The sequence below is a fragment of the Gemmobacter nectariphilus DSM 15620 genome (assembly GCF_000429765.1).
In the GTDB taxonomy this organism is placed as follows: Bacteria; Pseudomonadota; Alphaproteobacteria; order Rhodobacterales; family Rhodobacteraceae; genus Wagnerdoeblera; species Wagnerdoeblera nectariphila.
In genome coordinates this window covers 310,245-335,912 of record NZ_AUCM01000005.1, presented here as the reverse complement: position 1 = coordinate 335,912, position 25,668 = coordinate 310,245, and the positions used below count along the sequence as shown (strand labels likewise).

Here is a 25,668-nt window from a genome sequence, read left to right as displayed (position 1 = left end):
GGGCCGGATCGACGCGTTCGGTTGCTGGCCGCTTGACGCATCGTGACGCAACGGGCAGATCCCCAATCCGGAACGTGCAGGGGACATGCGATGAAACTTTGGGTCGGGCTGGGCAATCCGGGCGCGAAATACGCGGGCAACCGGCACAACATCGGCTTCATGGCGCTGGACCGCATTGCCGCGGATCACGGGTTTTCCGGCTGGAAGCGCGGGTTTCAGGGGCTGGTGGCCGAAGGACGGCTGGGCCCGGACAAGGTGCTGCTGCTCAAGCCCGAGACCTTCATGAACCTGTCGGGCCAGTCGGTGGGCGAGGCGATGCGCTTTCACAAGCTGACCCCCGCCGATGTCATGGTGTTCCATGATGAACTGGATCTGGCGCCCGGACGCATCCGGCTGAAACAGGGCGGCGGACATGCCGGGCATAATGGTCTGCGATCCATTCATGCCCATATCGGCGAGGCTTATGGCCGGGTCCGGCTGGGCATCGGCCATCCGGGGCACAAGGATGCGGTGGCCGCCTATGTGCTGCATGACTTTGCCAAGGCCGATCAGGACTGGCTGGACGATCTGCTGCGCGGCATATCGGACGGGGCCGCCGATCTGGTGGCCGGGGATGGCACGCGGTTCCTGAACGCGGTCAACGCCCGCCTTGCGCCGCCCCCGCGCGAACGCAAGGCCCCGCCCGAGGGCAAGGCCCCCGCAGCCGCCCCGGCGCCCGAGCCGGAACCCGCGAAATCCCCCCTGCAACGCCTGGCGGAGAAATTCAGATGAATGTGCGTGACGCCTTCCGCGATCAGGCGGCAAGTTGCGAGGGCCTTGGCTCGCCCCTGACCGCACGGCTGTGCCGGCTGTGTGCCGACCGGCTGGAGGTCAGCGGCCCGGTCGGCGCTGCGGTTCTGCATTGGCCTGGTGATGCCTCCAGCAAGGGCGACTCGGTGCCCTTGCGGCTGATGGGCGGGCTGCACGCGCTGGTGCTGAGCGGCGCCGATCCTGCCCTGGCCGAGACCTATGCCGCCGCGCGCCTGCTGTCGGACGATCATCTGTGGTCGGTCGTCGGCCCTGCCATCGCGCGGCACGAGGATCATCTGCTGCACTGGCTGCAAAGCGCGCCGCAGACCAACGAGGTGCGCCGCTCGGCCGCGCTGATCGCGGCGGGGAACTGGCTGGCCGCCTGCCTTGGTCTGCCGCTGGAGCTGTCAGAGCTTGGCGCCAGCGCCGGGCTGAACCTGCTTTGGGACCGCTGGCGGCTGGAAACACCCTCGGGTGCGCTGGGCCCTGCGGGGGCGCCGGTGGTGCTGACGCCCGAATGGCGCGGCCATGCGCCGGTCCGGGCGACGCCTCGGGTGGTGGGGCGGGCCGGGATCGACCTGAACCCGCTGGATCCGGTGGCGGACCGGCTAAGGCTCTTGTCCTATATCTGGGCCGATCAGCAGGACCGGCTGACCCGCACCCAAGCCGCGCTGGACATTGCCGCCCATGAACGCCCGCCGGTGCAGCGCGGCGATGCGATCGACTGGCTGGCCGGGCGGCTGGCCGCGCCCATGCCGGGGCGGCTGCATCTGATCTACCACACCATCGCCTGGCAGTATTTTCCCGCCGCCGCGCAGGCCCGGGGCGAGGCGCTGCTGGCCGAACATGGCGCGCGGGCCAGCGTGGATGCACCGCTTGCCCGGCTGGGGATGGAGGCGGACAGCTCGGGCCTGCCGGGTGCCGCGCTGTATCTTGACCTGTGGCCCGGCGGGCAGCGCATTGCGCTGGGCCGGATCGACTTTCATGGCCGCTGGATCGACTGGCAGGCCCCGGTTCCGACCTAGAGGCCGCGTCTGCGACAAGACCGGAGCCTGCCTAGGCGACGGCGCGATCGCGCCGGGGCAGGCCCAGATTGCCGCGCAGAGTGGTTGCCTCATAGCTGGTGCGGAACAGGCCGCGGCGTTGCAGTTCCGGCACGACCAGATCGACCATCGCCTCGATGCCCGCGGGCAGATGCGTCGGGATCATGTTGAACCCGTCCGCGGCGCCAGTTTCGAACCACAGCTGCATCTCGTCCGCGATCTCGGCCGGGGTGCCGACCAGCATCCGGTGCCCGCGCCCGATGGCCATCAGCTCATAAAGCTGGCGGATGGTATAGCCCTTGGCGCGCGCCAGATCATACATCACCTGCGCCCGGCTGCGGAACGCGGGGTCCTTGGGTTCGGGGACCGGGCCGTCGATGTCATGGCCGCTCAGATCGCCCAAGCGGTCGTAAAGCGAGGCAAGGCCGACCAGCGGGTCCAGCAGCGCCTGCAACTCGGTCAGTTTCGCGTTGGCCTCGGGGCTGGTGGGGGCGGTGATCGCCATCAGGCCCGGCATCACCAGCACCTCGGACGGGTCGCGGCCATGGCGCACCGCACGGGCCTTGATATCGGCGTAGAAGGCCCGCGCGCTGTCGATGTCCTGCTTGGCGGTAAAGACCACATCGGCCTCGCGCGCGGCGATGTCGCGGCCCTCGTCGCTGTCGCCGGCGGAAAAGATCACCGGCTCGCCCTGCACCGATGGCGCCATGTTCAGCGGGCCACGCACCCGGAAATACGGCCCCGCATGGTTGACCGGATGCAGATGGGCAAAATCGGAAAAGCGCCCCGACGCCTTGTCGCGCAGCAGTCCCTGCGGGTCCCATGAATGCCACAGGCCCCGGACGATCTGTGCGAATTCCCCGGCGCGGGCATAGCGCTGGTCATAGCCGGGCAGCGTGGCATGGCCGAAGTTCAGCGCATCTTCGGCGCCCCATGAGGTGACAAGGTTCCACCCCGCGCGTCCGCCTGACAGGTGATCCAGCGACAGCACCTGCCGGGCCAGGTTGTAGGGCTCGCTGTAGGTGGTCGAGACGGTGGACACCAGGCCGATGCGCTCCGTCAGTGCGGCGATGGCGGACAGCAGGGTCAGCGGCTCCAGCTCGGCGACATTGGCCATGCGCTCGGCGGCGCCTTCGGGCTTGGTGCCGCCGCGAATGGCCAGCTCGTCGGCCATGAACACCAGATCGAACAGGCCCCGCTCGGCGGTTCGGGCGATATGGGCGAAAAAGCGCAGATCCATCGCGCCATCGGCCTGCACATCGGGGTGGCGCCAGGCGGCGACATGATAGCCCAGCCGGAACATCGACAAGCCGAGACGCAGTTTCCGCATGTGTTGGACCTTTCGCCGAGTCTTGATCTGATTCCTATAAACTATATAGTATTAAACATGGCCGAGAACCCCCAATCTCCCTTGGCGCGTGCGCCGCTGCACCAGCAGGTCAAGGATCGGCTGACCGAGGCGATCCTGTCCGGCGATCTGGCGCCCGGTGCGGTGCTGCCCGCAGAACAGGAGCTGGCGCAGGATTATGGCATCGCGGTCGGCACCTTGCGCCGGGCCCTGATGGCGCTGACCGAGGAAGGCCTGCTGGCCCGCCGCCGCCGCACCGGAACCGTGGTCACCGGGCGATCGCCGCAGCTGACCTTGCGGTTCCTGATCCGCTATTTCCGGCTGCACGGGCTGGACGGGCGGCTGGTGCAGGCGCGGTCCGTGTCGCTGTCGGTCGGCGCGGCGCCCGCGACCGGGGCCGAGGCGCAGGCGCTGGATCTGCCGCCCGGCACGCCGCTGGCCCGGTTCCGCCGGTTGCGGCTGGTCGAGGGGCGGGCGGTCATGCTGGACGACTATGCCGTTCAGGCGTCGCGGCTGGCGGGGTCTTTGCCAGACAGCGTGCCCGCCCAGCTATACCTGCATCTGGAACAGGTCCACGGGCTGCGGCTGGCGGCGGTGCGCGAACATCTGTCGGCCGTGCTGGACCCCGAGGCCGCCAGCGCGCTGGGTCTGCCCGAAACCGCGCCGCTGCTGTGCATCGACGAGATGGCCTATGATGCGGCCGGGCGGCCGGTGGTGCTGGCGCGGCACCATGCCGATACCTCGCGCCACCGCTATGTCAGCGAGATCCGTTAGGGAGCGGCCTTCGCAGGCATGCGTGCCTGGCCCCGGCCGCTGGAGGGGTTTCACACCCCTCCGCGCCGGTTGGTTCTCGAACCGATGGCGCACCAACCGGCGCTCCCCGTGGGCTATTTTCGGCAAGATGATGGAGGGAAAGCAGGGGATTTCGGGGCCATCCACGCAGCCGGTGCCCGGAATTCCGATCAGCCCTGGCCGGTTTCCCCCGGCATCGCCGCCAGCAGCTTGCGGGTATAGTCGGCCTGCGGATTGGCGAACACTGTATCCACCGCGCCGCTTTCCACCACCTCGCCGCGATACATCACCATCACCCGGTCGCACAGGTAGCGCACCACTGACAGGTCATGCGAGATGATGATGATCGACAGTGCCCGTTCCTGCCGCAGGCGCAGCAACAGTTCAAGCAGCTGCGCCTGCACCGACACATCCAGGCCCGAGACGATTTCGTCGGCAATCAGCAAGCGCGGCACGTTGCACAGGGCCCGCGCGATGTTCACCCGCTGCTTTTGCCCGCCCGACATCTGCGAGGGGTAGCGCGCCGCCATTTCCGGCGACAGGCCGATTTCCGACAGCAACTCGGCCGCGCGGTCGGCCCGGTCGGCGGCGGTGCTGGCCATCACCTCCATTGCCTGGGTGACGATGGCACCGACCCGGCGGCGCGGGTTCAGCGCGGATTGCGGATCCTGAAACACCATCTGGATGTTTCGGCGCCGGAAGGCCGCCGTTTCCGGGTCCATCCCGGAAATGTCGCGGCCCTGATAGGTCATCTGGCCGGAACTTGCGCCCTCGAGCCCGACCAGCAGGCGCGCAAGGGTGCTCTTGCCGCTGCCGCTTTCGCCGACGATGCCCAGAAACTCGCCCTCGGCCAGATCGAGGCTGGCCGAGCGGACGGCGGCGAAGGTGTCGGGTTTGCGCAGCAGGCGGGCGCGGGTGACGTAATGCCTGGACAGATCGCGCGCGGTGAACAGCGGCGTGGTGCCAGCCTGGCGCTGGCGGTGTTCGGGGGGCGGCGGGGGCTGGATCGTCCCGGTATCCATCGGGCGCAGGCAGGCGGATCGGTGGCCCTGGCCGACCGTCACATCTGCCGGAACGGTGCTGAGGCAGGCGTCCATCGCCAAGGGGCAGCGGGCGGCAAAGCGGCAGCCCTGCATGTCGTTCAGCGCCATCAACCCCGGCATCCGGTCGGGCAGGGTGAAGAGGCCCCGATGTTCCGCCATTGTCGGCGGAATCGCCAGCTGCAGCGCGCGGGTATAGGGGTGGGCAGGCGCGTCGAACACGGCCGGGCCGGGGCCGAATTCCACCTGCTTGCCCGCATACAGCACTAGCACCTCATCGCAGATCTGCCGGGCCAGCCGCAGATCGTGGGTGATGAAGATCACCGCTGTGCCATTCGCGCGCCGCATCTCGTTGATCAGGTCGATGATGCGCGCCTGAACTGACACATCCAGCGCCGTCGTCGGCTCATCCGCGATCAGCAGCTTTGGGCGCGACAGGAAGGCCATGGCGATCAGGATGCGCTGGCACATGCCACCCGACAGCTGGTGCGGGTATTTGTTCAAAAGGCCTGCGGGGTCGTTCAGATGGGCCGATTGCAGCACCTCGATGGCGGTGGCGCGCCAGTCGGCCACCCGCGTGCGCCCCTCGCCGCGGGCGACATGGGCCAGATGTTCGCGGATCTGCTGGCCGATGGTCAGCACCGGGTTCAGCGCTGCCAGCGGCTCTTGCGGGATAAAGGCGATGTCGCGGCCCAGCAGGGCGCGGCGTTGCCTTTCATCAATCCCCAGCATGTCATGGCCATCGAACACCAGCGTGCCGTTGCTGACATGGAACCCCTTGGGCAGAAGCTGCGCGATGGTGCGGCCGATCATCGACTTGCCCGCGCCGGATTCGCCCACCAGCCCCAGCACCTGACCGGGTTCCAGCCTAAAGGTCAGCTCGCTCAGCACGGTGAAGGTGCCCTTGGAATTGCCCACCGAGACGGTCAGGCGGTCGACATCCAGCAAGCTCATCTCAGGCGCGCTCCGTCTGGGTCAGGCGGGTGTCCAGACTGCGCCGCAGCCCGTCGCCAAGGATGTTGAAGCCGAAGACCGTGATGAACACCGCAAAGGCCGGCAGGATCAGCGTCGAGGGCGAGGTGTAGATGTCTTGCCGCGCATCGGCGATCATCTGGCCCCAGGCCGGCACCTCGTTGCCGACGCTCATGCCGGCAAAGGACAGGATCGCCTCGACCACGACGGCAATGCCCATTTCCAGCGCCATCAGCGTGATCAGCAGCGGCAGCGTGGCCGGCAGGATTTCCCGCACGATGGTGCGCAGGTGCGAAAAGCCCAGGAGCCGCGCCGCCGCCACATAATCGCGCCGCCGCACCACCAGAACCTCGGCCCGAAGGACGCGGCAAAAGCGGGTCCAGTCCACCAGGATGATCGCCAGGATCACGTTCCACAGGCCCGACCCCAGCCCCACCATCAGGATCAGCGACAGCACGACCGGCGGGAACGACAGCCAGACGTCGATGATCCGGCCGATCAGCCAATCGGCCCAGCCGCCGAAATAGCCCGCGACATGGGCCAGGAACCCGCCCAGCAGCATCGCCCCGAAGGAGGCCGATATGGCCACCGTCATCGCCACCCGCGCCCCATGCAGCAGGCGCGACAGGATATCGCGACCCAGACTGTCGGTGCCGAAGACAAAGGCCGGATCGCCGCCATCGGCCCAGACCGGCGGCAGCAGGGTGTTCAGCAGATCCTGTTCGTTCGGATCATGCGGTGCGATCACCGGGGCCAGCAGCGCCGCGGCGCAGACCAGCACCAGGATCGTCAGGCCGATCACGCTGCGGGTGTTGCGAAGCCAGAGAGGAAGTGCCGCCATCGCCTATCGCGCCCGCAGTTTGGGGTTGAGCACCAGATGCAGCGCATCCACCACCGTCGAGATCAGCAACACCATGACGCAATAGGTCAGGCCGACAATCTGGATCACCGGCAGATCGACGTTGCGGATTGAATCGATCATCAGGTTGCCCATGCCGGGATAGGAAAAGATCACCTCGACCAGCAGGGTGCCCCCGAACAGAAAGCCGAACTGCACCCCCATCAGGCTGAGCGTCGGCAGGATCGCGTTCTTCAGCCCGTGGCGCAGCAGCACCTGACGTTCCGACAGGCCGCGCAGGCGGGCCTGATGGATGTAATCTTCCTGATAGACGTCCAGCAGGCTGGATCGCAGCACCCGCATGATCGAGGGTGCCGCCGAAATCCCCAGCGCCAGCACCGGCAGCACCATATGTTTCAAGGCGCTGGCAAAGGCATCCAGCCGGCCGGTCAGCAAGGTGTCGATCAGCAGGAAGCCGGTGATCACCGGCCGCTCGATCCCGGGATCGAGCCGCAGCATGAAGGGCAGCGCGTTCAGCCACACCCCCAGCACCAGCATCAGCAGCAGCGCCCACAGGAAATCGGGCAGCGACAGGATGACGACGGAACCCAGATCCAGCACCGCCTCGCCCGCGCCATCGCGGAAATAGAATGCCGCCAGCCCGCCCGCCAGGCCGACAATGGTGGCCACGACCATCGACAGCAAGGCCAGCTCGATCGTCGCGGGCAGGGCATCGCCGATCAGCTGCCAGACCGGCAGGCGATACTGGATCGAATTGCCGAAATCGCCCCCCAGAATCTGGCCCAGCCAGATCAGGAATTGCGTCACCAGCGACTTGTCCAGCCCCATGGTGCTGCGCATTGCGGCCAGCTCGTCATTGGTCGCGTTGGGCGGCAGCGACATGGCTGCCGGGTCCACCGGCAGAAGCCGCAGCACGATGAACAGCAGGGCCGAGACAACGAACAGCGTAGGCACCGCGACGGCAAGGCGGCGCAGGAACAAGGAGAGGAGGGTTGCGAACATGCGGGCTTCCGGGGCGGGCTGGCCGGTCGGCCGGGGCACCAGTGGCGCCCCGGCCAGATCCGGTCAGCCCCAGGTCATGGTCTGGGCAAGCACCCAGCCATTGCCGAACTTGAGGTAGTTCAGGTTGTCCTTGCGCACGAGCGTCTGCACGCTTTGCAGCAGCGGAATGGTCGCCCCCATCTCGACCGCAAAGCGGTTCAGCTCGCGGTAGCCGGCAAGGCGCTTTTCGGTGTTGGTTTCAACGAACAGCTTGGCGATCTGATCGCCCGGCTGCTCGCCCCGCCAGGGCGAGAACGGCATCTTCGGGTTCAGCAGGTATCCGGTGAAGATTTCCGGGTCGCCGGTGGCATTTTCCCACGAATACAGCGTCAGTTCCGGCAGCTGGCCACCGCGGTTCAGCTCAAAATACTTGGCGTATTCGATGGTTTCCAGCTCGACCTCGATGCCGACCTTCTTCCACATGCCGACCAGTGCGCGGGCAATGTCGAAGTCCGAAGGGAAATGCCCGTTGGTCGCGGCCATCTTCAGCGTGGCGGGCTTGCCGGGGCCATAGCCGCTTGCGGCCAGCAGTGCCTTGGATTTCTCGGGGTCATAGGGAAAGACAAAGCCGGGCACATCGCCTGCGGTGCCGGGCGGGGCCGGCACGCTCAGCGGCACGGCGCCGCCGCCGTAGAACGCCTTGGACAGCGCCTGCTTGTCGATCGCATGGTGCAGCGCCAGACGCAGGTTCTGATCGGCCGTTGCCAGATCGCTGCGCAGCTGGATCAGCACGACGCGCTGAATCGGGTTCAGTTCCGACACCAGCCCCGGCACCTTGCCCAGACGCTCGGTCTCGCGCACCGGGATGTTGACGGTCAGGTCGGCCTGGCCCGACTGCATGGCCGCCGCGCGGGCCGAGGGGTCCTTGATGATGTTGACCACGACCGTCTTGATCGCGGGTTTCTCGCCCCAGTAATCCTCGTTCCGTTCAAAGACCATGCGGCTGTTGACCTGATATTCGGCCAGTTTGTAGGGCCCGGTGCCGATGGGCTTGGACCGGAACTGTTCGATCCCGACCGACTTGATGTAGGCCTCGGGCACCACATAATTCGCCATGAAGGCCAGCCACGGCACGGCGGTCGTGATCGGCGCGCCAAAGCGGAAGGTGCCGGCATAGTCGCCGTCCAGCTCGATGTCCTGGATGTTCTTCCAGGTGTTGGCCGCATCCAGCTTGTTGCCGCCCGACAGGCTTTCCTTGACCCGGTCAAACCAGTTGAACCGGATGTCACGGTTGGTCAGGGGCGATCCATCGTGGAACTTCACGCCTTCGCGCAGCTTGAAGCCAAGCGAAAGCCCGTCCTCGGACGTTGTCCATTCGGTGAACAGGCCGGGCACGAAGTTCAGCTTTGGATCTTGCATGATCGGCTGTTCGAAGATCAGCTTGAACAGTGCCTGACCGTCGGGGAACGTGCGCTGGTTGGGATCCCAGGTCGGAACATCGGTCGGCCAGGCGATGGTGACCGTGTCCTTGGTCTGCGCCCAGGCCAGGCCCGGCGCGACAGAGGCAAGCGCGGCCGCCCCGGTCCCCAGCCCCATGAGTTGCAATAGATGGCGTCGGGATAGGTCGGATGTCATGGCGATCTCTCCTGAAGGAAACACAGCATCAAGGCGCGGCGTCTTGGCGTTCAGCTTTCCTGTGGCTGGCGGGGCAGCGCGGAAACTGAATTCTGTTTCTGCGAGTCAGACTTGCTTGCGTTTTCCCTTGCGTCAAGAGAATTGTTTCGAACTCAAACAAACCTGCTGAAACGGGTTGTTTTGCAGGCCATCCCCAGGCGCCTGTGTTGACGTTGGCACCAGTGGCCTGTTTGACTGATCAAAACGGCAGCATGAACTGAATACAGTATTCCCATGGGCGCCCCGTATGTGAAATCCCCGACCTTGCGCCCGCGCGGCATCAGCTTGCGCCAGCATGTCTATGACAATCTGCGCCGCCAGATCCGGCTGGGCGAGATCGCGGGCGGCACCAAGCTGGTCGATGCGGCGATCGCCAAATCGCTGGGGATTTCCCGGATGCCGGTGCGCGAGGCGCTGCTGCAACTGGCGGCAGAGGGGCACGTCAGATCCACCTCGCGCGGGTTCGAGCTATGCCGCCCGACCGCGCGCGACGTGGCCGAGATCTTTGAAGCGCGCAAGCTGATCGAGCCGCAGATCGCCGCGAATGCCGCGCGGACCCTGAGCGACGAGGCGCTGAGCCGGATGTCAGAGCTTGTCGAACAGGCACGGGCGGCGGTTGCCAGGTCCGATGTGCCTGACTTCGGGGCGGCGAATGCCGCGTTCCGGGCGATCTGGATCGCGGCCAGCCCCAATCGCCGGCTGGCCGACATGCTGCAACACTTCACCGATCAGGTGGAAATCGTCCGCCACGCGACACTGGTCGATCCGCGAACGCAGCAGATCGTTCTGGACGGCATGGTCGGATTGCTCGAGGCCTTTCAGCGGCGCGATACCCTGCAGGTCGCGCAGCGCATGTTCCTGTTCGCGCATCAGGCCGAGGTCGCCTATTCCCACCTGCCGCATGTCCGCGCCGAACGCGAGGCCGAGACCCTTGGCGCAGCTGGCGGCGCGGTGGCCGGCATCCCGCAGTCCGGCGGTTGATGCCCGGATCGGGTTGGCCCGGCGCGATGTCCCGGCTCGGATGCGGCGGCTTGTCCGGGGTTGCCTTCCGGGCTGGCAGTTCCTACCAACGCTTACGGGGTTTCCGGGGGCAGCGAACCGCCTGTATCCGGGGCCGAAACCATATCGAACACAGGGGTGTCCCATGATCCAGCGTATCAATCCCGGCGCGCGCATGTCCGAAGCCGTCGTCTACAACGGCATTGCCTGGCTGGCTGGCCAGGTCGGCGAAGGCGCGACCGTTGCCGAACAGACCGCCGATTGCCTTGCGCAGGTCGACCGCATCCTTGCCGAGGCTGGCAGCTCCAAGGAAAACATCCTGCAGACCATCATCTGGCTGTCGGACATGGCCGATTTCGCCGAGATGAACGCCGTGTGGGACAAGTGGGTTCCGGCTGGCCACACCCCGGCCCGTGCCACGGGCGAGGCCAAGCTGGCCGCGCCGAAATACAAGGTGGAAATCATCGTCACCGCCGCCGTTCCGGCCAAGTGATCGCGCAGGCCCCGGTTCGCCGGGGCCTTTCGCTTGCGAAAGAATTTTGATCAAAATCCATTGACCTTGCGCCCCGGCTGGCGCACCTTGCGCCAAAGGGGATTTGCCATGACCATCATTACCAACCACCTTCCCACGGCCGAGCTTCAGGCACTGGACGCTGCCCACCACATGCACCCGTTCACCACCGGCAATGCGCTGGCGGCCAAGGGCGCGCGGGTGATCACCCGGGCCAAGGGCGTGTTCCTGACCGATTCCGAAGGCAACGAGATCATCGACGGCATGGCCGGCCTCTGGTGCGTCAACATCGGCTACGGGCGCGAGGAAATGGCCGAGGCCGCCGCGCGCCAGGTGCTGGAGCTGAGCTATTACAACACCTTCTTCCAGACGACCCATGTGCCGGCCATCGCGCTGGCCACGCGCATCGCCGAACTGGCGCCGGGCGATCTGAACCATGTGTTCTTTGCCGGGTCCGGATCCGAGGCGAATGATACGAACATCCGCATGGTGCGCCACTATTGGGCGCTCAAGGGCCAGCCGCAAAAGCATATCCTCATCAGCCGCCGCAATGCCTATCACGGGTCGACCATGGGCGGCGGCAGCCTTGGGGGCATGAAGCCGATGCACGAACAGGGCGGGCTGCCGATCCCCGGTATCGTCCATATCGGCCAGCCGCACTGGTATGCCGAAGGCGGCGACATGTCGCCCGACGACTTCGGCCTGCTGCGCGCGCGCGAGCTGGAAGACAAGATCAAGGAGCTTGGCCCCGAGAACGTCGCGGCCTTCATCGGCGAACCCATCCAGGGCGCCGGCGGGGTGATCGTGCCGCCCGCGACCTACTGGCCGGAAATCCAGCGCATCTGCGACGCATACGACATCCTGCTGATCGCGGACGAGGTGATCACCGGGTTCGGCCGCACCGGCAACTGGTTCGGCAGCCAGACCTTCGGCATCCGTCCCCATATCATGACGATCGCCAAGGGGCTGTCCTCGGGCTATGCGCCGATCGGCGGCTTGATCGTCTGCGACGAGGTGGCGGCGGTGATCGGCAGCGACGAATTCAACCACGGCTACACCTATTCCGGCCATCCCCTTGCCGCGGCCCTGGCGCTGGAAAATCTGCGCATCCTGTCCGAGGAAAAGGTCATCGACCATGTCCGAGACGTGGCGCACCCCCACCTTGCCGCCAAATGGGCGCAGCTGGCCGATCACCCGATGGTGGGCGAGGCAAAGCTGGTCGGCCTGATGGGCTCGCTTGCCCTGACCCCGGACAAGGCGTCGCGCGCAAGGTTCGCCGCCGAGGAAGGCACCGTCGGCCTGATCACGCGCGAACGCTGCTTTGCCAACAACCTTGTCATGCGCCATGTCGGGGACCGGATGATCATTGCCCCCCCGCTGGTCATCACCCCGGCGGAAATCGACGTGCTGATCGAACGGGCGTGGACATCGCTCGACGAGGCGGCGGCAAAGGTCAAGGCCGAAGGGCTGTGGCAGGCCGCCTGATGGCCGCGATACCGCTGCACGACCTCGCCTATGCCGCCCTCAAGGAGGCGCTGCTGGAAGGGCGCATCGCGCCAGGCCAGCCGGTGACGGTGGCCTCGCTGGCCGGTCTCCTGGGCACCGGCACCATGCCGATGCGCGAGGCCGTGCGCCGTCTGACCGCCGAAGGAGGCCTTGCCGCCAGCGAAACGCGGCGCCTGACCGTGCCCGCGCTGGGCCATGACCGTTTCCAGGCCCTGATCCGCGCCCGCCTGCTGCTGGAACCCGAGGCGGCGGCGGATGCGCTGCCCTATCTTGATGCGACGATGCTGGATCGGCTGGCCGCCACCGACGCCGCCCTGTCGCAGGCGATCCGCGCCCGCAATGTGGCGGCCTATATGCGGCTGAACTACCGCTTCCACTTTGGCATCTACCGCGCCGCGCCCGGATCGGTGCTGTGCCCACTGATCGAAAGCCTGTGGCTGCAGTTCGGCCCCTGGATGCATCTGTTGTTCGATCAGGCCCCGGCGCATCTGGCCGCTGACAGGCATCTTGCCGCGCTCGAGGCCATCCGCACCCGCGACGAAACCGGCCTGCGCGCCGCCATTGCCGCCGATATCGGCGATGCACTGGAAACGCTGAAGGCCGCCCAGGGCGCCTGAACGCCCCTGCGGCTTTCACCTTGCCCGAAATACCCCGGGGGGAGCCGCCCATGGCGGCGGGGGGCTGGCCCCCCGCGCGCTCTCCACCCCGCGCGCGGGCTTTTCAGCGATAGATGAGGGTCTGTGCGTCCTCGCCCTGACGGACCATGCCGCGATACATGCCCTCGCAGTTGAACGGCATCGAGACATTGCCCAGCCGGTCCACCGCGATCAGCCCGCCCGAGCCGTCGTTGGGCGCCAGATCGTCCATCACGACGGCCGTCGCCGCCTGATCCAGCGATTGCCCGGCATGGCGCATCCGCGCGGCGATTTCGGCGGCGGCGGTCCAGCGAATGAAGATCTCGCCATGCCCGGTGCCCGAAACCGCACAGGTCGCATTGTCGGCAAAGGTGCCGCCACCGATGATCGGCGTATCGCCCACGCGCCCCGGCGGCTTGGCTGTCATCCCGCCGGTCGAGGTGGCGGCGGCCAGGTTGCCCGCCGCATCCACCGCCACCGCGCCCACGGTGCCGTGGCGGCGGGCGGGGTCGTCATTGGTCTTGCCGGCCGCCTGCAAGGCCAGCGTTTCCTGCAAGGCGGTCCAGCGTGCTTCGGTAAAGAAATAGTCGCGGTCGCCAAACGGCAGGCCGGCCTTGCGCGCAAGCTCCACCGCCGGGGCGCCGATCATCAGAACCTGCGGGCTGTCCATCACCAGCCGCGCCAGCCGCACCGGGTTGCGCGGGCCAAAGACGCCCGCCACCGCGCCGGCCTGCCGGTTGCGCCCGTCCATGACGGCGGCGTCCATCTCCTGCGCGCCGGCGGCGGTATAGACCGCCCCGCGCCCGGCGTTGAACAGCGGCTCGTCTTCCAGCGCGATCACGGCCTCTGTCACGGCATCAATCGCGGCGCCGCCATCCTTCAGCACTGCCTCGCCAGCCTCCAGCGCGCGGCGCAGACCAGCGTGATAGGCAGCCTCCTTTTCGGGCGTCATCTTGCTGCGCAGGATGGTCCCCGCGCCGCCATGGATCGCCAGTGCCCAACGCCCGCTCATGCCTTTGCCCCCAGCCCGGCCGAGGCGGCGCAATGCCGCGCGATGTCGGCATGGGTTGCAACCCAGCAATCGCCCTTGTCCATGATCCGCTCCAGCAGCTGTTCCAGAATGAAGATGCGCGAGCGGTAGCCGGTGATATGCGGATGCATGGTCAACAGGAACAGCCCGCCTTCGGCATAGGCGCCTTCGAATTCGCGCAAGAAGATGTCCAGAACATCGGCAGGCGGCGTATAGGGCCGCTGGGCGCCAAAGCGGTTCATCATGAAATAGGGCGCGTCATCGCGGATCCATTCGACCGGCAGCTCGACGATGCCCGTGGCGCGGCCCTTGTGGATGATCTCGTAGGGGTCGTCGTCGGCAAACAGGCTGCTGTCATAGATCAGCCCCAGTTCCTCGGCGATTGCCAGCGTCGTGGGGCTGTAATCCCAGGACGGCGTGCGCATCCCGACCGGGCGGGTGCCGGTGACACGTTCCAGCGTGTCCGCCGCGCGCAGCATCAGCTCGCGTTCCTGCGCCGGGGGAACCTTGGTGTTCACCTCATGGATCCAGCCGTGCAGGCCGATCTCGTGCCCGTCATCAGCCAGCGAGCGTTGCTCGTCCGGGTAGATCTCGGCCGCGACACCAGGAACGAAGAAGCTCGCCTTGACCCCGAAGCGGTCCAGCACCTGCCGGATGCGCGGGATGCCGCGGCGGTTGCCATACTGTCCCCAGGACAGCCGGCCGATGGAATTGCCGCCATCGCGCAGCTCGTTCGTTTCGTGGTCGCTGTCAAAGCTGAGCGCCACGGCGCAGCGCGCCCCGCCCGGCCAGCTGGCGGGTTTCAGCGACTGGCCCGCGCGGACGAAATCGACAAGGCCGCGCCATGTCGGCTCGTCCCAGGTATGGGGCGGGGTATCGGGGGCAAAGGTCATGCGTGTCCTCCATCCACGGACAGGATCTGCCCGCTGATCCAGCCAGCACGGTCCGAGGCAAAGAACATCACCGCATCGGCGATATCCTGCGCCCGGCCCAGCCGGCGCATGTTGATGCGGTTCAGCACCGCCTGTTGGCGTTCCTCGCCCATCGCGTGCCATTGCCTTTCGGTCGAGGGGTTCGACCGCACAAAGCCCGGCGCCACCGAATTGACCGTGATGCCAAAGGGCCCCAGCTCCAGCGCAAGCTGTTTCGTCAGCCCCACCAGCGCGTGCTTGGCCGAGGCATAGGCCTGAATCCCCGTCAGGCTGGGGCGCAGCCCGGCCCCCGAGGCGATGGTGATGATCCGCCCGCGCCCTGCGGCCTTCATCGCGGGCGCAACGCCCTGGGCGCACCACATGGCGGCATCGACATTGGCCTGAAAGATCACCCGCCAGTCATCTTCGCCGATCTCTTCGATGGGCCGCCCGACCTGGCCGCGCACACCGCCTGCCGATGTGACCAGCCCGTCGATCCGGCCGTGCCGCGCGATCACCTCGGCCATCGCAGCCCCGGCGCCCGCGCGGGTGCCCAGATCGGCGGCGTGAACGCTCATCCCTTCGGCCGCAAGCGGGGCCATGCCGCCCGCATCAATGTCCACCGCCGCCACCTGCGCGCCGGCCGCGGCCAGTTCACGCGCGATGGCGGCGCCGATGCCCTGCGCGGCGCCTGTCACTGCGAAAACCTGTCCGTCGAGTCGCAAATCCATCATGCCACCAGAGTATCGGCAAGGTCGTCAGCCTGTGCGCGGCGTCCGTCCTCGATATCGTGGATCAGCTCCACCAGCTTGGTCACCACGGGCATCGGCACACCGGCCTTGGCACCCATTGCCACCATGACGCCGATCTGGGCGTCCACCTCGGTCTTGCGCTTGCGCACGGCAAGGTCGCGCCAGATGCCGGAATGGGTTTTCGCCGTCTTGCGGTTGTTGGCGATCATCCGCTCCAGCGAGGCCTGCATCCCCGCCTGATCCAGCGCCAGAAACGCCTCTGGATCAAAGCCATAGATGCTGACCGGCCGCGCACCCATGGCCTTGGCCAGACGCATCACCTCGTGCCCAAGGGCGATATAGCTGGCGCGCGCCTGCGGCCGTTCCATCGCGTCGGACATCGAAAGCGGCGTCAGCGCGGTTGCGAACAGCAGCGCGCCATAGCCCATCTTGCCCCACAGATAGCCAAGGATGTTGTCGGTCAGCGCGGCATCGGGTTCGACCAGTTGCAGCAGGGCGTGAACCTCGCGCACGCGGTCGGTCATGCGGCCGTCAAGTTCGCCCACGGCGATGCCGCCGCGGTTGCCGAACAGGATCTGCCCCGGCCCATGCCAGTCGGCACCATAGTTGACGAAACAGCCGACGGTGCGATCTGCGCCGATCATCTCGGCGATGGTCAATTCGTTCAGCCCGTTCTGGGCCGACACCACATAGCCGCCGGGCGCCAGATGCGGGATCAGCATTTCCATCGCCGGAACGGTGTGATGCGCCTTCACCGCCAGATAGATGCGGCTGTATTGCCCGGTCAGTTCATCGGGCGTGCTGGCGGGCAGCACCTGCGTGAACTCCTCGACTGGCCCCTCGATCCTCAGGCCAGTGGTGCGCATCGCCTGCACATGTTCGGGCACCACATCGACCATGTGAACGGCATGGCCCGCCCGCGCGAAATAGGCGCCCAGCACGCCGCCAATGGCCCCGGCCCCCCAGATCAGGATCGGATCGGTCATGCCCAGTCCCCCGCCAGCTGGTCGCGGGTTTCGGCAACGGCGATCTGCCACAGGCGGTCCATGTCTTCGTCGGGTTTCTGGTAGAAGCCGCCATAGTTGCCGTCGCCGATCAGCTCGCGCACCCCGGCCGCGTTGCGGTCGCGCAGGCGGCTGAAATCGACATAGGGCTTTTGTTCCGTCGGCATCGCCCGGTTGGCAAGCCGCGTCCAGGGGAAGTTTTCCATCCAGCTGGCGTGGCTGGCGATCGGGTCGATGGACTGCACGGCGTCCCAGGTCTTGGGCGCGCGCCACCAGTCGTGGAACCGGCAACGGGCGCCGGGATGGGCCTCCATCCATTCCATCGTCACGGGCTGGACAGGCGAGTTGCCGCCATGCCCGTTGACGATGAGGACACGGCGGAACCCGGTGGCGTAAAGGCTGTCCAGGATGTCGCGCACCAGCGCGCCATAGGTCGCCAGCTTCAGCGACACGCTGCCCGGAAAGGCCATGAAATACGGGGTCAGCCCATAGGGCACCGCCGGAAAGACCGGCACACCCAGCGGCGCGGCGGCATCGGCGGCGACCTTTTCGGACAGGATCGAATCCACCGACAGGCTGAGGTGCGCGTGCTGTTCGGTGCTGCCCAGCGGAAGCACGCAGCGGTCATCGGTCTTGAGATACTTCTCGATGTCGAACCAGTTGCTTTCCGAGATCTTCATGCGGCGGACTCCTTCAGGCCGGGCGGACGGACGCGCAGCGCGTCCAGCACCGGCAAAAGCTCGGCGCGGACGGCATTGCTGTCCGGGGTGTGGTGATATTCGAAACTGGTCTGACCAGGGGGCAGGTCGGTGAACAGCCGTTCTGTCCCCGAGGCGTAGACGATCACATCGGCCCCGGCCAGTTGCGCCTCGGCATCCGGGTCGCCATGGACGACCATGGTCAGCCGCGTGACATGCGGGGCAAAGCGGATCACGCCCGCCTTCATCGAGGTGACGAAGCCGGGGAAATAGGAATAGGCGACCACGCGGGCCTCGGGTGATACAGTCGCCAGTGACACCCGCGTCGCCTGATCGGGGATCAGGGTCAGGCCGAAACATTCGGTCTGCGGAAACAGCTCGCTGGCCCGCGGCAGCAGGGTGCGGGGCGCAATCACCAGATCGGCAGCGGGCAGGTGCGCAGGGATGTTGTCGTCTTGCAGGGTGACGATTTCAATCTGGTCCTGCGGGGCCAGGAAGGGGCGCAGGGCCTCGGCATAAGAGGCTGTGGTGGAATGGAAATTCCCCAGCATCAGCAGCCGCAGCGGGCGCGGCGCGCGCGCGCCGCTATGCGTCAGCCGCGCGGCCAGTTCGGCCGGCCCGATCCCCAGCCGGCGGCCCAGATCGACCAGGTCCGCGATGCGCCGGTCCAGCTCTCGCAGATCGGACACCGAACGGTTGGCGCTGGCCTCGCACACGAAGGTGCCAGAGCCCACACGGGCCTCGATATGCCCGGCGGATTGCAAGGATGAATACACCCCCGACACCGTTACAGGTGACATGCCCAGCATCGCCGCCATCTGCCGGACCGAGGGCATGCGCGCCCCCGCCGGAAGGTCGCCAAGGGCGATTCCGAACTCCAGTGCACCTTTCAACTGCACCGACAACGAGACCGAAGAGTCGCGGTCGATCGCCTCGACGATGCGCTGAATGGATTGATCTAGTTGGGCTTGGCGGTCTGTCATGGTGTTACCATGTTGAAAAACACTAAGGCAGGCAAGTGCAATTTATGGGCAGTTCTGGAATCATTTACGCCATAAAGTTACCAAGTTGCTTGACGATTCGGAAATCTGCCCGCTAGTGTTTCTCCAAACTGTCACACAAGGAGGTAACACTATGAATGTTCGCGCCCTGAAATCCGCGGTCGCGGCCCTTGCGCTGCTGGTCGCGGCCCCGGCGGCCTTTGCCCAGGACCTGACCATCGGTGTTCGCGCCGGCCCTGATTCGATCGACCCGCACTGGTCGACGCTGGGCAGCCAGGCCGAGACCCTGCGCCACATCTTCGACACCCTGGTCGATGTGGACGAGAAACTTCAGCTCAAGCCGGGCCTTGCCACCAGCTGGACGCCGATCGACGATACCACCTGGGAATTCAAGATCCGCGAAGGCGTGAAGTTCCACGATGGCAGCCCGCTGACCGCCAAGGACGTGAAATTCTCGATCGAGCGTATCCCGGTCGTGACCGGCCCGATGCCGATGACGCTTTATACCAAATATGTCGAAACCGCCGAAGTCGTCGATGACTACACGCTGCGCATCAAGACCAAGGGTGTCGCGCCGTCGCTACCGAACGACTTCACTCGTCTGTTCGTCGTGTCGGCCAACACCGGGATGGAAGCGCGGAACGAGCAGTTCAACTCGGGCGAAAAGGCCATCGGGACCGGACCTTACAAGTTCGTTTCCTGGCAGCCCAAGGGCGATCTGGTTCTGGTGCGCAACGATGACTACTGGGGCGGCGCGCCGCACTGGAAGAATGTCGTGCGCAAGGAAATCGCCGACGATGCTGCCCGCGTCGCCGCGCTGCGTTCGGGCCAGGTCGATCTGATCAACTACGTTCCGGCCTCGGACTATGTGGGCTTCAAGAACGACAAGGCGCTGGACACGTTCATCTCGGATTCGGTCTACATCCTGAACGTGCAGCCGACCGTCAAGGATGTCCTGCCCCAGAAGGTCAAGATCGACGGCAAGGAAACCGACGTGAACCCCTTCAAGGATCTGCGGGTCCGCCAGGCGCTGGACTATGCGATCAACCGCGATGTTCTGGTGAACGTGGTTCTGGAAGGTCTGGGCACCCCGGCGAACCAGCTGATGCCCGAAGGCTTCTTCGGCTATTCGACCGAACTGCCCAAGCGCGAATACGATCTGGCCAAGGCCAAGGAACTGCTGGCCGAGGCCGGCTATCCCAAGGGCTTCGAGTTCGATTTCACCTGCACCAACAACCGCGTGCCCGGCGATGCCGTGGTCTGCGAGGCGCTGGCGCAGATGTGGTCGCGTGCGGGCCTCAAGGTGAATGCGCAGGCGCTGAACGGCACCGTCTATTTCCCCGCCGCCGCGCGCGAGGAATTCTCGGTGGCGATGTCGGCCTGGGGAACGCTGACGGGCGAGGCGGCCTATACCTATGGCGCGCTGGTGCATACCCGCGACAAGGACAAGGGCTTTGGCAACTTCAACCGCACCGGCTATTCGAACCCCGAGTTCGATGCCGTCTTCGCCAAGGGTGCCGCGACGCTGAACAATGACGAGCGCCGCAAGCTCTACGAACAGGGCTCGTTCATCGCGATGGAAGACCGTGCGCTGATCCCGACCGTGATCCTTCAGACCGTCTGGGCCGCCAAGGCGGGCGAGCTGAAGTTCACCCCGCGCGTCGATCAGGAAACCCGCGCCTACGCCATCCAGCCGGCGAAGTGATCCGACCTGCCGGGGGCGGCGAGCTGCCCCCGGTTTCCTTTGCCCTACGGGGCCTGCCAAACAAGCTAGGGGCCTGATGCTCGGCTATCTCGCACAGCGCATCGCGCAAGCCGTCGTGGTGATCTTCGCCATGTCGATCATCGTCTTTGTCGGTGTCTTTGCCATCGGCAACCCGATCGACGTGATGATCGACCCCGCTGCCACCGAGCAGATGCGGGACGAGCTGATCCGCCGCTACGGGCTGGATCTGCCCTTGTGGCAGCAATATTTCCTGTTCCTGCAGAACGTCGCGCGCGGCGATCTGGGAACCTCGATGATCTACAACGTGCCGGTGGTGGGGCTGATCTTCTCGCGCCTGCCGGCGACGCTGGATCTGGTGCTGGTCTCGGTCAGTATCGCGGGCCTGATCGGCATTCCGGCCGGCATCTGGGCCGGATACAAGCCTGACAGCAAAAGCGCCAAGATCATCATGGCGCTGTCGGTGCTGGGCTTTTCGGTGCCGACCTTCTGGATCGGCATGTTGCTGATCATGGCCTTTGCCGTGCATCTGGGCTGGCTGCCATCGGGCGGTCGGGGCGAGGTGGGCACGATCCTGGGCATTCCTACGTCGCTTGCCACGCTGAACGGCTGGTCGCATGTCATCTTGCCGGCGCTGAACCTGTCGCTGTTCAAGATGGGTCTGATGATCCGTCTGGCCCGCGCCGGCATGGTCGAGGCGATGCGCACCGATTACGTCAAGTTCGCCCGCGCGCAGGGTCTGCCCGACCGGCAGATCGTGACCAGCCATGTCATGCGCAACATCATGATCCCCATCGTCACCGTCTTTGGTCTTGAGCTGGGGTCAACGCTGGCCTTCGCCGTGGTCACCGAAAGCGTGTTCAACTGGCCTGGCGTGGGCAAGCTGATCATCGATTCCATCCTGCAACTGGATCGGCCGGTGATGGTGGCTTACCTCGTGATGGTGGTCACGCTGTTCGTGCTGATCAACCTGGTGGTCGATCTGATCTATGCCCGGCTGGACCCGCGTGTCCGCCTGAAGGGAGGTGCGTGATGGCCACTGCAATGGAAACCGCCAGCCCGTCGCGCGGGCAAAAGCTGCGCGAGTTCTGGCAAGATTACCGCCGCTCGCCTGTCGCCGTGATCTCGCTGGCTGTCATCTTGCTGCTGCTGGCGCTGTCCTTCGGGGCGCCGCTGGTGACGCCGCAAGATCCCTATGACATGGCGGCGCTGGACTGGATGGATGCCTTTCTGCGTCCGGGAACCGAAGGCTCGGGCGGCTATGCCCATGTCCTTGGCACCGACAATGCCGGGCGTGACATGCTGTCGGCCATCCTTTACGGGCTGCGCACCAGCTTTGTCATTGGGGTGTCGGCCGGGGCGCTGGCGCTGATGGCGGGGATCTGTGTGGGCCTGGTCGCCGCCTATTCCGGTGGCCGGATCGAGGCGCTGCTGATGCGGATCGTCGATCTTCAGCTGTCGATGCCGGCGATCCTGCTGGCGCTGGTGCTGGTCGCCATGCTGGGGCAGGGTGTGCCGCAGATCATCCTGGCGCTGGTCGTGGCGCAATACGCCTATTTCGCCCGCACCACCCATGGCGCTGCCACGGTCGAACGCGGCAAGGATTACATCGAGGCCGCGCGCTCCACCCCGCTGCCCACCCGCCGCATCCTGTTCCGGCACCTTTTGCCCAATGTGCTGCCGCCGCTGATCGTGGTGGCGACCGTGCAGGTTGCCAGCGCCATCGCGCTGGAGGCCACGCTGTCCTTTCTGGGCGTCGGGCTGCCGCTGACCGAACCGTCGCTGGGCTCGCTGATTTCCAACGGGTTCAAGTATATCCATACCGACCGCTACTGGCTGTCGATCTTTCCGGGCGTTGCGCTGATGATCACCGTGGTTGCCATCAACCTTGTGGGCGATCAGGTCCGCACCGTGCTGGACCCGAGGAACCGTCGATGACGCAGGCACTGGATGTTCGCGGGCTGACCACCCGTTTTGAAACCCGCAAGGGCTGGGTGACGGCCGTCAACGATGTCAGCTTTTCCGTGGCGCCGGGGCGCATCATGGGGCTGGTGGGCGAAAGTGGGTCGGGCAAATCCGTCACCGGCTTTTCCATCATGGGCCTGATCGACGCGCCTGGCGAGGTCTCGGCCGGCGAGGTTCTGGTGGGCGGGCGCGACATGCGCAAGCTGTCGCCCGAGGATCGCCGCAAGATGCGCGGCCGCGATGTGGCGATGGTGTTTCAGGACCCGATGATGACCCTGAACCCGGTGCTGAAGGTGGGCGATCAGATGGCCATGGCGGTGCGCGTCCATGACCCCATGAGCAAGCGCGCCGCGCTGGACCGGGCGCAGGCCGCGCTGGAAACCGTCGGCATCCCCGCCGCGCGCGAGCGGCTGGAGGTCTACCCCCATCAGCTGTCCGGCGGGATGCGCCAGCGGGTGGCGATTGCCACCGCGTTGCTGCACAGCCCGTCGGTCATCATCGCGGATGAGCCGACGACGGCGCTGGACGTGTCCATTCAGGGCCAGATCCTGGCCGAGGTGCGCCGGCTGGCGGATGAAACCGGCACCGCCTTTGTCTGGGTCTCGCACGATCTGGCGGTGGTCTCCTCGCTCGCGGATGAGGTTTGCGTGATGTATGCGGGCCGCATCGTCGAGACCGGGCCGACCGATCGGGTCATCGCCGCGCCGCGCCATCCCTATACCAAGGGGCTGATCGGATCGGTCCCCGGCCTGCACGAGCCGGGCGAGAAACTGCCGCAGATCCCCGGCGCGACGCCGCAGCTGGTCAACCTGCCCACGGGCTGCCCGTTCCGTCCGCGCTGCTTCCGCGCCACCCCGGCCTGCGAGGCGCCGCCGCCCCGTGTGGCGCTTCAGGACCGCGTGGTTCTGTGCCATCACCCGCTGGAGGGCACCGCATGACTCTGCTGACTGTCGATCACGTCTCGAAACGCTTCACCCGCCGCCCCGGTGCGGTGGTGCGCGGGGTGGAACGGCTGATGGGCCGCGATTCCACCCGCACGGTCCATGCGGTTTCGGATGTCACGCTGAGCGTGCCGCGCGGCGAGGTGCTGGGCATCGTGGGCGAATCCGGCTGCGGCAAGTCCACGCTGGGCCGCATCGTGTCCGGCATCTATGCCCCGACCGAAGGATCGGTGATGCTGGATGGCAAGCCGGTGGCAACGGGCCCGGACGGGTCGGTCCACAAGCTGACGACGCGGGTGCAGATGATCCACCAGGATCCCTTTGCCAGCCTGAATCCGCGCATGAAGGTGGGCGAGACCATCGCCGAAGGCCCGCTGTTCCATGGCATCACCCCCGCGCACGAGGTGCGGGCCGCCGTTGCCGCGCTGCTGGAACAGGTGGGGCTGGAAGGCGCCTATGCCGAACGCCTGCCGCACCAGTTTTCCGGCGGCCAGCGCCAGCGCATCGCGATTGCCCGCGCGCTGGCGATGAAGCCCGAACTTCTGGTGCTGGACGAGGCCGTTGCCTCGCTGGACGTGTCGATCCAGGCGCAGATCCTCAATCTGTTCATGGAACTGCGCCACGATCTGGGGCTGACCGCGCTGTTCATCAGCCATGACCTGTCGGTGGTGCGCCATGTCTGCGACCGGGTGGCCATCATGTATCTGGGGCGCATGGTGGAACTGGCCCCGGCCCGGCAGCTTTATGACGACCCGCAGCACCCCTATACCAAGGCGCTCTTTGCCTCGGTTCCCCGGCTGGGGGCGGGCAAGGGCAATTTCCACCCGATCCAGGGCGAGATCCCCTCGCCCCTGAACCCGCCCAAGGGCTGCGCCTTTCACCCCCGCTGCCCGTTCGCCGGTCCGCGCTGCAAGGTCGAGGTGCCGCGCCTGACCGATGGCGCGGGGCGCAGCGTTGCCTGTCACCTGCACGATGGCGGCACTGGCGCCGCAAGCGAGGCCGCATGACCACCGATTTCGCCACCCGCACCGCGCGCATCAACGATGTGCTCTGCGCGGTGAACACGCTGCAATGGGATTCCCGCGTGATGATGCCGCAGCAGGGTGCTGCCACCCGCGGGCAGCAGATCGCCACGCTCAAGGCGATGGCGCGGTCGATGATCCTTGATCCGGCGCTGGCCCGCGCGGCCGAGGCGCTGCTGGGCAGCGACGATCCCGTGCAGCAGCGCGCCGCCGAAACCGTGCTGACTGCCCGCGAGCATCATGCCCGCCTGCCCGATGCCCTGCTGCAAGAGCAGGCCGAGAACGCGACCCTTGCCGGTGCCGCCTGGGCCGAGGCGCGGCGCACCGCCGATTTCGCGCTGTTTCGCCCCTATCTGGAGCGCAGCGTCGCCATCGCCCGCCGCACCGCCGAGGCGCTGGGCTATGACGGTCATCCCTATGATGCCCATGTCGCGGTGTTTGAACCGGGGGAAACCGCCGCCTCGTTGACGCGGCTGTTTGATCGGCTGCGCGCGGGGCTGCGGCCCATTCTGGCGGCAGCCATGGCGCGGCCCGCGCCGCGGTCGAACTTCCTGTTCCGCCATTACCCCAAGGCCGCGCAACAGGCGTTCTGCGCCGAGATCGCGGGGGTTCTGGGCTATGACTATGCGCGCGGGCGGCTGGACACCACGGTTCACCCGTTCGAGGTCAGCTTTACCCGCAACGATGTGCGCATCACCTCGCGGTGGAACGAAGGCTATCTGCCGGTGGCGATCTTCGGCACGATCCATGAAACGGGCCATGCGCTCTATGAACAGGGGGTGGACCCGGCGCTGACGCGCACGGTTCATGCAACCGACCTGCCGGGGCTTTATGCCGTGGGGGGCACCAGTTTCGGAATGCACGAAAGCCAGTCGCGGCTCTTGGAAAACCATGTCGGCCGATCGGCCGCGTTCTGGCAGGCGCATTTCGGCCGGCTGAAGGCGCATTTCCCCGACCAGCTGGCCGATGTGACGGCCGAGGAATTCGCCGCCGCCGTCAACCGCGTCAGCCCTGGCCTGATCCGCATCGAGGCCGACGAGCTGACCTATGATTTCCACATCATGCTGCGGGTGCGGATGGAAATGGCGCTGCTGGACGGTTCGCTGAAAGTGGCCGACCTGCCCGAGGCCTGGAATGCTGCCATGGCCGAGGATCTGGGCGTTTCGGTCCCCGATGACGGGCAGGGCTGCTTGCAGGATGTTCACTGGTCGCATGGCTACATGGGGTCGTTCCCGACCTATACGATCGGCAACATGACGGCGGCGCAGCTGATGGCGCATCTGCGCACGGCACGCCCCGAGGTGAATGCTGCGCTGGCGCAGGGCGAAACCGCCCCCCTGCGTGCGGCGCTGGGCGATCTGGTCTGGCGCCATGGCCGCAGCCGCAGCCGGGCCGAGCTGTTGGCCGGGATCGGGGCCGACCCTTCGGACCCCGAGCCCTATCTGGACTATCTGCGGGCCAAGTTTGCCTGA

At 66.4% G+C, this 25,668-nt stretch carries 24 protein-coding genes; 13 read left to right on the top strand and 11 right to left on the bottom strand.

The window, feature by feature from the left end; all coding sequences use genetic code 11:
• Positions 1 to 90: 90 nt before the first annotated feature.
• The gene (gene pth, locus G481_RS0106610; protein WP_028029326.1) at positions 91 to 771 is read left to right on the top strand and encodes an aminoacyl-tRNA hydrolase; all 681 of its coding nucleotides are present in this window, start codon (positions 91 to 93) and stop codon (positions 769 to 771) included.
• On the top strand, positions 768 to 1,814 hold the full coding sequence (locus G481_RS0106605; RefSeq protein WP_028029325.1) for a DUF2332 domain-containing protein: 1,047 nt from the start codon (positions 768 to 770) through the stop codon (positions 1,812 to 1,814). Before pth ends, G481_RS0106605 begins: the two co-directional genes overlap by 4 nt.
• A gap of 31 nt (positions 1,815 to 1,845) precedes the next feature.
• Here G481_RS0106605 and G481_RS0106600 read toward each other — a convergent pair whose 3' ends face one another.
• A complete protein-coding gene (locus G481_RS0106600) occupies positions 1,846 to 3,162 on the bottom strand; it encodes an LLM class flavin-dependent oxidoreductase (RefSeq protein WP_035025285.1) in 1,317 nt (438 codons plus the stop codon).
• Positions 3,163 to 3,219: 57 nt separating this feature from the next.
• Here G481_RS0106600 and G481_RS0106595 point away from each other — a divergent pair, with 57 nt between their 5' ends.
• Positions 3,220 to 3,954 (top strand): GntR family transcriptional regulator, encoded by a 735-nt coding sequence (locus tag G481_RS0106595; protein ID WP_028029323.1) that lies wholly within the window; start codon positions 3,220 to 3,222, stop codon positions 3,952 to 3,954.
• Positions 3,955 to 4,142: 188 nt separating this feature from the next.
• Here G481_RS0106595 and G481_RS0106590 read toward each other — a convergent pair whose 3' ends face one another.
• The 4 genes from G481_RS0106590 to G481_RS0106575 form a co-directional block, all read right to left on the bottom strand.
• Positions 4,143 to 5,966: a dipeptide ABC transporter ATP-binding protein gene (locus G481_RS0106590; RefSeq protein WP_028029322.1), complete on the bottom strand. Its 1,824-nt coding sequence runs from the start codon at positions 5,964 to 5,966 to the stop codon at positions 4,143 to 4,145.
• A 1-nt stretch (position 5,967) separates the two neighbouring features.
• The gene (locus G481_RS0106585; RefSeq protein ID WP_028029321.1) at positions 5,968 to 6,825 is read right to left on the bottom strand and encodes an ABC transporter permease; all 858 of its coding nucleotides are present in this window, start codon (positions 6,823 to 6,825) and stop codon (positions 5,968 to 5,970) included.
• 3 nt (positions 6,826 to 6,828) lie between these two features.
• The gene (locus G481_RS0106580) at positions 6,829 to 7,845 is read right to left on the bottom strand and encodes an ABC transporter permease (RefSeq protein WP_028029320.1); all 1,017 of its coding nucleotides are present in this window, start codon (positions 7,843 to 7,845) and stop codon (positions 6,829 to 6,831) included.
• A 63-nt stretch (positions 7,846 to 7,908) separates the two neighbouring features.
• The gene (locus G481_RS0106575) at positions 7,909 to 9,459 is read right to left on the bottom strand and encodes an ABC transporter substrate-binding protein (RefSeq protein WP_035025283.1); all 1,551 of its coding nucleotides are present in this window, start codon (positions 9,457 to 9,459) and stop codon (positions 7,909 to 7,911) included.
• Positions 9,460 to 9,732: 273 nt separating this feature from the next.
• Between G481_RS0106575 and G481_RS23050 the strand changes: the two genes are divergently transcribed.
• The 4 genes from G481_RS23050 to G481_RS23045 all read left to right on the top strand — a co-directional run bounded on the left by G481_RS23050 (position 9,733) and on the right by G481_RS23045 (position 13,131).
• Entirely contained in the window at positions 9,733 to 10,479 is a 747-nt protein-coding gene (locus tag G481_RS23050) for a GntR family transcriptional regulator (protein ID WP_051294341.1), read from the top strand.
• Positions 10,480 to 10,642: 163 nt separating this feature from the next.
• Positions 10,643 to 10,990, top strand: a complete 348-nt coding sequence (locus tag G481_RS0106565; protein ID WP_028029318.1) for a RidA family protein — start codon at positions 10,643 to 10,645, stop codon at positions 10,988 to 10,990.
• Positions 10,991 to 11,098: 108 nt separating this feature from the next.
• The gene (locus tag G481_RS0106560) at positions 11,099 to 12,493 is read left to right on the top strand and encodes an aspartate aminotransferase family protein (RefSeq protein ID WP_028029317.1); all 1,395 of its coding nucleotides are present in this window, start codon (positions 11,099 to 11,101) and stop codon (positions 12,491 to 12,493) included.
• The gene (locus tag G481_RS23045; protein ID WP_035025352.1) at positions 12,493 to 13,131 is read left to right on the top strand and encodes a GntR family transcriptional regulator; all 639 of its coding nucleotides are present in this window, start codon (positions 12,493 to 12,495) and stop codon (positions 13,129 to 13,131) included. The genes G481_RS0106560 and G481_RS23045 overlap by 1 nt, the downstream gene beginning before the upstream one ends.
• Positions 13,132 to 13,234: 103 nt before the next feature.
• Here the strand turns inward: G481_RS23045 and G481_RS0106550 are convergent, their stop codons facing one another.
• Genes G481_RS0106550 through G481_RS0106525 form a run of 6 tightly spaced genes read right to left on the bottom strand, consistent with a single transcriptional unit; the run spans position 13,235 to position 18,527 of the window.
• Positions 13,235 to 14,161 (bottom strand): isoaspartyl peptidase/L-asparaginase family protein, encoded by a 927-nt coding sequence (locus G481_RS0106550; protein WP_028029316.1) that lies wholly within the window; start codon positions 14,159 to 14,161, stop codon positions 13,235 to 13,237.
• On the bottom strand, positions 14,158 to 15,072 hold the full coding sequence (locus tag G481_RS0106545) for a polysaccharide deacetylase family protein (protein WP_028029315.1): 915 nt from the start codon (positions 15,070 to 15,072) through the stop codon (positions 14,158 to 14,160). Before G481_RS0106545 ends, G481_RS0106550 begins: the two co-directional genes overlap by 4 nt.
• Positions 15,069 to 15,821: an SDR family NAD(P)-dependent oxidoreductase gene (locus G481_RS0106540; protein ID WP_028029314.1), complete on the bottom strand. Its 753-nt coding sequence runs from the start codon at positions 15,819 to 15,821 to the stop codon at positions 15,069 to 15,071. Before G481_RS0106540 ends, G481_RS0106545 begins: the two co-directional genes overlap by 4 nt.
• Positions 15,821 to 16,828, bottom strand: a complete 1,008-nt coding sequence (locus G481_RS0106535) for a ketopantoate reductase family protein (protein WP_035025280.1) — start codon at positions 16,826 to 16,828, stop codon at positions 15,821 to 15,823. The genes G481_RS0106540 and G481_RS0106535 overlap by 1 nt, the downstream gene beginning before the upstream one ends.
• Complete coding sequence (locus G481_RS0106530; RefSeq protein WP_028029312.1) at positions 16,825 to 17,526, bottom strand: creatininase family protein; 702 nt, start codon at positions 17,524 to 17,526, stop codon at positions 16,825 to 16,827. Before G481_RS0106530 ends, G481_RS0106535 begins: the two co-directional genes overlap by 4 nt.
• Positions 17,523 to 18,527 (bottom strand): GntR family transcriptional regulator, encoded by a 1,005-nt coding sequence (locus tag G481_RS0106525; protein WP_028029311.1) that lies wholly within the window; start codon positions 18,525 to 18,527, stop codon positions 17,523 to 17,525. Before G481_RS0106525 ends, G481_RS0106530 begins: the two co-directional genes overlap by 4 nt.
• Positions 18,528 to 18,678: 151 nt before the next feature.
• Here G481_RS0106525 and G481_RS0106520 point away from each other — a divergent pair, with 151 nt between their 5' ends.
• From G481_RS0106520 to G481_RS0106495, 6 genes are all read left to right on the top strand, one after another.
• On the top strand, positions 18,679 to 20,250 hold the full coding sequence (locus G481_RS0106520; protein WP_028029310.1) for an ABC transporter substrate-binding protein: 1,572 nt from the start codon (positions 18,679 to 18,681) through the stop codon (positions 20,248 to 20,250).
• A gap of 76 nt (positions 20,251 to 20,326) precedes the next feature.
• Positions 20,327 to 21,301, top strand: a complete 975-nt coding sequence (locus tag G481_RS0106515; RefSeq protein WP_028029309.1) for an ABC transporter permease — start codon at positions 20,327 to 20,329, stop codon at positions 21,299 to 21,301.
• Positions 21,301 to 22,206 carry an ABC transporter permease gene (locus G481_RS0106510; protein ID WP_028029308.1) on the top strand — a complete coding sequence of 302 codons (906 nt, stop codon included), beginning with the start codon at positions 21,301 to 21,303 and terminating at the stop codon, positions 22,204 to 22,206. Before G481_RS0106515 ends, G481_RS0106510 begins: the two co-directional genes overlap by 1 nt.
• Entirely contained in the window at positions 22,203 to 23,171 is a 969-nt protein-coding gene (locus tag G481_RS0106505) for an ABC transporter ATP-binding protein (protein WP_028029307.1), read from the top strand. Before G481_RS0106510 ends, G481_RS0106505 begins: the two co-directional genes overlap by 4 nt.
• Complete coding sequence (locus G481_RS0106500; RefSeq protein ID WP_028029306.1) at positions 23,168 to 24,181, top strand: ABC transporter ATP-binding protein; 1,014 nt, start codon at positions 23,168 to 23,170, stop codon at positions 24,179 to 24,181. The genes G481_RS0106505 and G481_RS0106500 overlap by 4 nt, the downstream gene beginning before the upstream one ends.
• Positions 24,178 to 25,668: a carboxypeptidase M32 gene (locus G481_RS0106495; RefSeq protein WP_028029305.1), complete on the top strand. Its 1,491-nt coding sequence runs from the start codon at positions 24,178 to 24,180 to the stop codon at positions 25,666 to 25,668. The genes G481_RS0106500 and G481_RS0106495 overlap by 4 nt, the downstream gene beginning before the upstream one ends.